Below are 7,903 nucleotides of genomic sequence, written 5' to 3'. Positions count from 1 at the left end.
TTGCTCTTCTGCTGCATGGCTCGTCCCCTGTGCGGGAGGCTCGGCGCCGGCCCATCCAGCGCAACCCTCGCTCATCGCATAGCTTGGGACGAGCCACCTCCACCGGCAACGAACATACGGTCTGCTGGTTGAAGGGATCCTGCAGCCATTGCGCCAAATCCCGGATCGTGTGGATCAAGAGATCGCAATCACAGCAGGTGCGGAGGGCCGCTTCTTCGGCGGCATGCCATCGCGTGCGATCAAAGCCTCGACAACCGCCCGGGCCGAGCGAATGGCATACCTGAGTTCTGCAGGAGAGCAGGAGGTGTTGCTGGACGAATCGTGATCATCAGCCATGGCAGAGCTCCCCCAATGGCATGCCAGTGATATAACATTTAAATGGGTTCATTGACCTTTGATCGGATCAACGTTGCAGCTGTCACCAGCCGATGCGATGCGGCTATTCGCTTACAGGTCAAACGCCCGGGGGCCATGAATCGGATTTGGCAGAACGATGCCAAATAAATGCGCGGCATCGTGTGAGGTTAGACCACGGAAATGACCTGAAAGCTGGAACTGGTGCGGCTCAGCAATTTTCGATCTTTTCGTACTCTCGTGTGTTGTGACTTCTGTGTTCGTCAGGAGGGTTGGGTGGGAATGGGGTCGAATGGGGATATCCTGGATTGCCTCATTATCGGAGGAGGGCCGGCGGGGCTGACGACGGCGTTGTATCTGGCCCGCTTCAAGCGCCGGTTCCTGGTGGTAGACAGCGGCACGTCCCGGGCGGCTTGGATCCCCACCAGCCACAACATCCCGGTATTCGCGGAAGGCATCTCCGGCAAGGATATCCTGGCACGGGCCCGCGCCAATCTCGAGCAATATGGAGCCACGATCCAGACCGGACGGGTCACGGGTCTACGCAAGCAGCCGGGCCACTTCATCGGGGTCGTGGAGGACAACGATAGCGGCATGAATCAGATCGCGGCCCGACGCGTGGTGCTGGCCACAGGCTCCGTCGATATCGAGCCAGATCTGCCGGACGTGCCCAATGCCGTCCAGCGGGGCCTCGTTCGCTATTGCCCGATCTGCGACGGCTACGAGTCCCGGGATCGGAAGATCGCCGTCATTGCTTATGGCTCCCACGGGATAGGAGAGGCGGTCTTCATCGCCCGCACCTATTCCCGCGACGTGACCCTGCTCACGTTGGGGCAACCCCTGGAGCTGAGCCCTGAGCAGCGGGCGAAGCTCAAGGAGCACGACATCAGGATCGCGGAAACCCCCGTCGAGTCGCTCGACATGGAGGGCGACCGGATTTCCGCCGTGCATATGGGCGGCAAGGCGCACCGCTTCGATGTGCTCTATTCGGCGCTTGGGCTGAAATATCGCTCGGACCTCGCGATCTCGCTTGGCGCCGAGCATGATCGCTCAGGAAGCCTGATCGTCGACAATCATTGCCAGACGACCATCAAAGGCCTTTATGCCGCCGGGGACATCGTCCGCGGTCTCGACCAGATCGTGGTCGGCATGGGCCATGCGGCGCTCGCGGCGACCCATATTCACAATCACTGTGAATTGCCGACCGAGGATGAGCCAGGCGGGGCGTGATGCTGCCCTTTAGGAAAGGGCCTTCGCGAGAAGCGGTAGGCTGATGTCCATGCGGTAATCGACCGAGGAATGGTCGTCGTGGAATTCCTCATAGGTGTGAGGAATGCCTGCGGCCTCGAGCTTCCGGTGCATGATCCGCGACCCATAGACCATGTTGTACTGGTCGATGTCGCCGCAATCGATGAATAAGGCCTTCAGCTTGCGCAGGTTTGTCTGATGCTCGCCCTGATCGACCATGCGCAGTGGATCCCAGCGCAGCCAGTTGGACCAGCGCTCCTCGATGACCTCGCAGGTCTGCAGATCCACCGGCAGGCGGACGCCGTAGAACTGGCTCGGATCGGGATCGAAGGTCGCGGCCTGGGCGAGCAGCATCAGCACATGCCAATCCTTGTCCTTCGCCTTCGGGCCGGCCTCGAATTTGCGTAAGAAAGCTTCGATGGACATGTTGTGGTCGACGAGGTGGCGCAGCGCCCCGGCGAACTCGCCGAGATGGTAGAGGTATTCGAAGCCCACGTCGCCTGAATGGGAGGCCGCTGCCGACCAGACCGAGCCGCCATGCCGCAGGGCATGGACCATAGCGCCGTAGCCGCCCGAGCTCTTGCCGAACACGCCCCGGCGTCCGTCCCCGCCGCAGCCGAAGCGGCCCTCGACGAAGGGGAGCATCTCGCGGATGAGGAAGGTCTCCCACGGCCCCATGGCGGTGCTGTCCACGTATTGATTGCCGCCCAGGCGCGTGAAGCAATCGGGAAAGGCCACGACGACCGGCGGCATGGCGCCGGTGCCGATCAGGCGGTCGAGGCGCTCGGGCACGTTCTCGCCGTAGTTCTTCCAGTTGGTATGGGCAGGCCCGCCCGCCGTGTAGCCGACGAGATCCACCAAAAGGGGCAAGTTCCGGCCGTCCTGGCCTGCGGGCACATAGACATCGATCCGCCGGCAGGACGGGTCTCCGAGAAGGTTGTCCCTGAGGCAGTGGCTGTCGAGCCAGAGGCTGTGCACCGTGCCAGCCGGCACATCATGGTCCTTGCGCATCGTCATCCTCATCGATCCTGATCGTCCAAGATGTGGCTCCCGAACGGGCACTTGTCCAGAATCCGGGCGTTCGAGGCGGTTAATAAGTCCTTCTCACACCTAGCCATTCCCGTGACCGTGGGTCTACGGTGCAGGTCGAAAAGTCAAAGCTTGGGGGAGTATTCATGACCAACAGTTTCCTGCCGCGATGGAGCCTGAAGATCGAAGGCGTCATCATGCCGGACGAACGGCTGCCGACCGGCCAGATGATCGTCGTGGGTCTGCAGCATGTGGTCGCCATGTTCGGCGCGACCGTGCTGGCGCCGATCCTGATGGGCTTCGATCCCAACGTCTCGATCCTGTTCTCCGGCCTGGCGACGCTGATCTTCTTCTTCGTCGTGGGCGGCCGAGTCCCAAGCTATCTCGGGTCGAGCTTTGCCTTCATCGGTCCCGTCCTCGTCGCCACGGGCGCGAGCGTGGGGAGCCCCAACCCGAACATTGCCCTGGCGCTTGGCGGCATCATCGCGGCGGGTGCGCTCTATTTCCTGATCGGCCTCGTCGTACAGATGGCGGGGCATCGCTGGATCGAGCGGCTGATGCCGCCGGTGGTCACGGGCGCCATCGTCGCCGCCATCGGCCTCGTGCTCGCGCCCATCGCGATCAGCAGCGCCTCGGGCGTCACCCCTGACAATGCGGCCGGCAGTGACTTCGCGCGCTGGATCGCGCTCGCCACCGTGGTGGCGGTGGGCCTCGTCGCCGTCTATGCGCCGGGAACGATGCGCCGTCTGCCCGTGCTGATCGGTGGCGCCGCCGGCTACCTGATCTACTACATCTGCGCCAATGTCCTGGGCCTCGGGCAGCCGATCGATTTCGCCAGGATCGGCCAGGCCGCCTGGTTCGGCCTGCCGACCTTCCAGAGCCCCGTCTTCGACGCACGGGCGATCAGCCTCATCGCGCCCGTCGCGATCATCCTCGTGGCGGAGAACCTCGGGCACATCAAGGCCATCGGCGCCATGACGGGCCGCAACCTCGATCCCTATCTCGGCCGCGCCTTCATGGGCGACGGTCTTGCCACCATGCTGTCCGGTTCCGCCGGCGGCACGGGCATGACGACGTATGCCGAGAACATGGGCGTGATGGCCGTGACCCGCATCTACTCGACGCTGGTCTTCATCATCGCGGCCGGGTTCGCGCTGCTTCTCGGTTTGTCGCCCAAGTTCGGAGCCTTCATCGGCACCATTCCGGGGCCTGTGCTCGGCGGCTTGTCCATCGTGGTGTTCGGCCTCATCGCCGCCACCGCAGGTCGGATTTGGGTCGAGAACCGGGTCGATTTCTCGAACCCGCGCAATCTCATCACGGTGGCGGTCGCGCTCGTCCTGGGAGCCGGCAACTTCAAGCTGAACGTCGCGGGCTTCACCCTGGATGGTATCGGCACCGCAACCTTCGGCGCCATCATCCTCTACCACCTGCTGCGGATGACGCCTGCGACCGCCGAGCGCCCGCATCCTGCGGAATAGGCACGATCCTTTTCCAGGAACACGCGTTTCAAGCCCGCGTTGAGGATCAACGCGGGCTTCGTCGTGCATGGTTCGTCCTCAATCCCGGCCGGCCGGAGGTCCGCATCCTTATCTCGTATGGGATGATGCCATGAGCTCCGACGAAAAACAGACTCTGCCGCCTCAGCTCCAAGACCAACAGCCCGGTCGCGAGACCGAGATGAATCCGCGGCCCGATTACGAACCCCGCTATCCCGGCAGCGATCGATTGAACGGGAAGGTTGCCCTCATCACCGGGGGCGACAGCGGCATCGGGCGGGCGACCGCCGTTCTCTTTGCACGCGAGGGTGCCGATCTCGCCATTCTGTATCTGAACGAGGGCGAGGATGCGCAGGAGACGAAGCGTCTCGTCGAGCGGGAAGGGCGCTTGTGCCTGACGATCGCCGGAGATGTCGGCGATCCGGACTTCTGCCGCTCTGCCGTCGATCAGGCCATCCAGCGCTTCGGCAAACTCGACGTGCTCGTCAACAACGCGGCCGAACAGCACCCCAAAAAGGATATCGGCGAGATCACGCCCGATCAGATCGACCGCACCTTCCGCACCAACATCTTCGGTTACTTCTACATGGTGCAGGCGGCCATGCCGCACCTCAAGAAAGGGTCCGCAATCATCAACACCACGTCGGTGACAGCCTATCGCGGCAGCGGGGATCTTCTTGATTACAGCGCCACCAAAGGCGCCATCGTCGCATTCACGCGCTCGCTGGCGCAGAAGCTTGCGAGCGACGGGATCCGGGTCAACGGCGTGGCGCCGGGGCCGATCTGGACGCCGCTCATTCCCTCGACCTTCCCGCCCGAGAAGGTAAAGCAGTTCGGAGCCAACACGCCCATGGGGCGTCCCGGGCAGCCCAACGAAGTGGCGCCGTCCTATCTGTTCCTGGCCTGCGAGGATTCATCCTACATCACCGGTTCGGTCCTGCATCCGAATGGCGGCGATCCAACGGAGGCTTGAAACGAAAAGGGCGGCTCTAAAGAGCCGCCCTCTCCAAAAACGAAGGTTGATCAGCGTCTGCGACGGATACGAACCGGAACGAGGTTTCGTGTTGGTGCCGTCAAGGCAAAGAAAAGCATGACGGCTGAAAGCGAGCCGCCAATCAGGAAAAGTATTTCGGCGATTTCGACCTGAGAGGCCGCGCCTGTAATGGCCGCAAGAGCAGTAACAACGGCAAAGATACAAAATGCACGAAGGGCAATTGAACGAGTCATTGACCATCTCTCCCAAGTGATCTGGAAAACGTATGGGTCGAAGGCGAGTTCCATGTGAATGAAAGCCTGCAGGAATACTTTTGAACGATCGATGAAACCGTTGATCATGGTTCCTGGAATGGAACCCTACAGTCGCGCTTGGCGTTGTTTGAACATCGTCGGCTTGTAGTCGATTGTACAGTTAGCGAGGTAACACCATGCTCGGTTGGGCAGTCACTTTTCTCATCATCGCCCTGGTCGCAGCTCTGTTCGGCTTCGGCGGCATTGCCGGTACAGCCGTCGAGATCGCGAAGCTGATCTTCTTCGTTGCGATCGTCCTCTTCGCCATCTCGGCCGTGATCGGCCTGTTGCGCGGACGAAGCCCCATGTGAGGCCGACAGGCATTCTGGTCGCAAACGCCGCCTCGCAAGGGCGGCGTTTTCGTTTGCGCCATTGACGATGCGGAAGGCGTGGCAGGCGTTCAGCCCTGCAGGGCTGCCCTTGTCATGCTGTCGGGGCCCAGGTCGTCGATGTCCTCGACGTTCAGCAGGGAGGCAAGACGAAAGCGGGCGCGGTTCACGCGGCTCTTGATGGTGCCGACCGCGCAGCCGCAGATATGCGCGGCCTCCTCGTAGGAAAACCCGGAGGCGCCGACCAGAAGCAATGCCTCACGCTGGTCGGAGGGGAGCTTGGCGAGCGCGCTGCGAAAATCCTCGAAATCCAGGTGAGAGCCCTGTTCGGGCTGCACCTTGAGGCGCCCGGTATAGGATCCGTCCGGATCCTCGACCTCACGGCGGCGCTTGCGATACTCGGAATGGAAGAGATTGCGCAGGATCGTGAAGAGCCAAGCATTCAGATTCGTCCCTGGTTCGAATCGATGCAGATTGGCCAAAGCCCTGAGGAGGGTATCCTGAACCAGGTCGTCTGCCCTGTCGACCTGACCCGAGAGCGAGATGGCGAAGGCCCGAAGGCTGGGAACCGCCGCGAGAAGTGCCTCTCGTAACTCTGGTTCGGGTTCTGGGGTCATTGAGACCCGCCCTTTCCCCATTCTTCCTGTCCAGTTGATCGAGCAGTTCCTTGAAACGGTCAGGAACAGGCTGCTGCATGAGCTCGTCATACATGGCGCGAAGCTGGTCGCCGATGCGCTTCTGGCTGCCGCTGTCGAGTTTGGGATCGGCTGTGAGCTTATCGTTCACGGACATGTCCAGAATGGACCGAGCAAGCTTCTTCCCCTTTTCAACCGTCATCGTCGTCCCCTTGCCATCCCATATTCTTCAGAGGGATAGCCAACCTTGGCAATATCCATATATTAGTTTTCGAGCAATAACGCTCGTTACTCCACGCGGTTCCATTCATGGAACTTTTGCAGCTTTGCCACGTTGAATGGACCGTCGGTACAACGAGTCAAAAGCACAGTTAAGGGGAAGCGAATGTCGACAGCGCAGCTTGTCGTCCAGCATTTACCGTATCTTCGCCGCTACGCACGCGCTCTCACAGGCAGCCAGATGGCTGGAGACGCCTATGTGGCCGCCACCCTGGAAACCCTCGTCAGCGAGCCTGAGACCATCGGTCCTTCCGGAAACGTGAAGGTCGAGCTCTTCCAGGTCTTCACGCGAATCTGGAATTCCCTGTCGGTGAACGGTCGCAGCGAGCAGATCCAGCGCGATCTGCCGGCGGAAGTCCGTCTCGGACAGATCACCCCGCTCCCCCGACAGGCCTTCCTCCTGTCCTGCCTTGAAGGCTTTGGAGAGGAAGAGGTCAGCCAGATCCTTGATGTCGACACGAAGACCGTTCGTGAACTCGTCGACGAGGCGGGCCGGGAACTCGCGGCCGACATGGCAACGGACATCCTCATCATCGAGGACGAGCCCCTGATCGCCATGGATCTCGAAGCCCTGGTCGAAGGCCTCGGCCATAACGTGACGGGCGTCGCCCGTACGAGGACGGAAGCCGTCAAGCTCGCCTCGGCCAAGCAGCCGGGTCTGATTCTGGCGGATATCCAGCTTGCGGACGGCAGCTCCGGTCTCGATGCGGTCAACGATCTCCTCAAGGCCTTCGAGGTGCCGGTGATCTTCATCACGGCCTATCCGGAGCGCTTCCTGACCGGTGAGCGGCCTGAACCGGCCTTCCTGATCGCCAAGCCCTTCCAGCCGGCCAACGTCTCCGCCGTGATCAGTCAGGCTCTGTTCTTCCAGCAGAGTGCCCGGCGCCGTGAGACTCGTGCCGCAACGGCCTGAATTCCAGGCTGATAGGATTACCAAGTAATAGCCCGGCCATTGGCCGGGCTTTTCTTTTATAATGGTGTATTAGAGGCAAAAAAAGACGGGCTCATAAGCCCGTCTAAGGTGCCGGCCAATGCACAAGGGGAATGCGGGGAGGACCAGGAGGCCGGTGCTTTAAGAACGCCTTTTCGAAAATAAAGGTTCCCAGCTTTTTTATCCCCCTTATATGGGCCGATACGTCAGTCAAGTGCTGGTCGCAGGTGCTGCCGTGATCTCCGAGGTTGAGCCCGATGGCGCTCATGCGAACCGTTCGTCCGCATCACCTTATATCCGGTTGGGCCTAAGCCC

Annotated in this window: 9 protein-coding genes and 1 pseudogene; 5 read left to right on the top strand and 5 right to left on the bottom strand. The window is 61.4% G+C overall.

The features are described from left to right. Positions 1-174: 174 nt before the first annotated feature. Complete coding sequence (locus tag FS320_RS45450) at positions 175-336, bottom strand: hypothetical protein (RefSeq protein ID WP_153885363.1); 162 nt, start codon at positions 334-336, stop codon at positions 175-177. Positions 337-636: 300 nt separating this feature from the next. Here FS320_RS45450 and FS320_RS34000 point away from each other — a divergent pair, with 300 nt between their 5' ends. Continuing rightward, positions 637-1,584, top strand: coding sequence for an NAD(P)/FAD-dependent oxidoreductase (locus tag FS320_RS34000; RefSeq protein ID WP_152716813.1), 948 nt, complete (start codon positions 637-639; stop codon positions 1,582-1,584). A gap of 9 nt (positions 1,585-1,593) precedes the next feature. On the opposite strand, the gene FS320_RS33995 is transcribed toward FS320_RS34000, so the two are convergent. Then, positions 1,594-2,613, bottom strand: coding sequence for an alpha/beta hydrolase (locus FS320_RS33995; RefSeq protein ID WP_152716812.1), 1,020 nt, complete (start codon positions 2,611-2,613; stop codon positions 1,594-1,596). Positions 2,614-2,777: 164 nt separating this feature from the next. Between FS320_RS33995 and FS320_RS33990 the strand changes: the two genes are divergently transcribed. Continuing rightward, positions 2,778-4,109 (top strand): solute carrier family 23 protein, encoded by a 1,332-nt coding sequence (locus FS320_RS33990; protein WP_152716811.1) that lies wholly within the window; start codon positions 2,778-2,780, stop codon positions 4,107-4,109. Between the two features lie 130 nt (positions 4,110-4,239). Next, on the top strand, positions 4,240-5,100 hold the full coding sequence (locus tag FS320_RS33985) for an SDR family oxidoreductase (RefSeq protein ID WP_152716810.1): 861 nt from the start codon (positions 4,240-4,242) through the stop codon (positions 5,098-5,100). Between the two features lie 50 nt (positions 5,101-5,150). Here the strand turns inward: FS320_RS33985 and FS320_RS33980 are convergent, their stop codons facing one another. After that, positions 5,151-5,462: a hypothetical protein gene (locus FS320_RS33980; RefSeq protein ID WP_152716809.1), complete on the bottom strand. Its 312-nt coding sequence runs from the start codon at positions 5,460-5,462 to the stop codon at positions 5,151-5,153. 89 nt (positions 5,463-5,551) lie between these two features. On the opposite strand from FS320_RS33980, the gene FS320_RS33975 reads away from it, so the two are divergent. Further along, the gene (locus FS320_RS33975) at positions 5,552-5,725 is read left to right on the top strand and encodes a DUF1328 domain-containing protein (protein WP_009494036.1); all 174 of its coding nucleotides are present in this window, start codon (positions 5,552-5,554) and stop codon (positions 5,723-5,725) included. Between the two features lie 89 nt (positions 5,726-5,814). On the opposite strand, the gene FS320_RS33970 is transcribed toward FS320_RS33975, so the two are convergent. Further along, positions 5,815-6,360 (bottom strand): sigma-70 family RNA polymerase sigma factor, encoded by a 546-nt coding sequence (locus FS320_RS33970; RefSeq protein WP_152716808.1) that lies wholly within the window; start codon positions 6,358-6,360, stop codon positions 5,815-5,817. A gap of 34 nt (positions 6,361-6,394) precedes the next feature. Next, positions 6,395-6,535 (bottom strand): annotated as a pseudogene (locus tag FS320_RS49940) (NepR family anti-sigma factor); the annotation flags it as partial. A gap of 228 nt (positions 6,536-6,763) precedes the next feature. On the opposite strand from FS320_RS49940, the gene FS320_RS33965 reads away from it, so the two are divergent. Further along, complete coding sequence (locus FS320_RS33965) at positions 6,764-7,570, top strand: response regulator (RefSeq protein WP_152716807.1); 807 nt, start codon at positions 6,764-6,766, stop codon at positions 7,568-7,570. Positions 7,571-7,903 lie beyond the last annotated feature (333 nt).

Origin of the sequence: Microvirga tunisiensis, from assembly GCF_009296175.1 — a bacterium.
In the GTDB taxonomy this organism is placed as follows: Bacteria; Pseudomonadota; Alphaproteobacteria; order Rhizobiales; family Beijerinckiaceae; genus Microvirga; species Microvirga tunisiensis.
Note: the sequence above shows the minus strand (reverse complement) of the source record. Positions and strands in the feature narration are given on the sequence as shown.

What these genes read in the sequence shown, in the direction of transcription:
- FS320_RS45450 (WP_153885363.1), bottom strand. Translation starts at nt 336, where the DNA reads ATGGCTGATGATCACGATTCGTCCAGCAACACCTCCTGCTCTCCTGCA.
- FS320_RS34000 (WP_152716813.1), top strand. Translation starts at nt 637, where the DNA reads ATGGGGTCGAATGGGGATATCCTGGATTGCCTCATTATCGGAGGAGGG.
- FS320_RS33995 (WP_152716812.1), bottom strand. Translation starts at nt 2,613, where the DNA reads ATGCGCAAGGACCATGATGTGCCGGCTGGCACGGTGCACAGCCTCTGG.
- FS320_RS33990 (WP_152716811.1), top strand. Translation starts at nt 2,778, where the DNA reads ATGACCAACAGTTTCCTGCCGCGATGGAGCCTGAAGATCGAAGGCGTC.
- FS320_RS33985 (WP_152716810.1), top strand. Translation starts at nt 4,240, where the DNA reads ATGAGCTCCGACGAAAAACAGACTCTGCCGCCTCAGCTCCAAGACCAA.
- FS320_RS33980 (WP_152716809.1), bottom strand. Translation starts at nt 5,462, where the DNA reads ATGATCAACGGTTTCATCGATCGTTCAAAAGTATTCCTGCAGGCTTTC.
- FS320_RS33975 (WP_009494036.1), top strand. Translation starts at nt 5,552, where the DNA reads ATGCTCGGTTGGGCAGTCACTTTTCTCATCATCGCCCTGGTCGCAGCT.
- FS320_RS33970 (WP_152716808.1), bottom strand. Translation starts at nt 6,360, where the DNA reads ATGACCCCAGAACCCGAACCAGAGTTACGAGAGGCACTTCTCGCGGCG.
- FS320_RS33965 (WP_152716807.1), top strand. Translation starts at nt 6,764, where the DNA reads ATGTCGACAGCGCAGCTTGTCGTCCAGCATTTACCGTATCTTCGCCGC.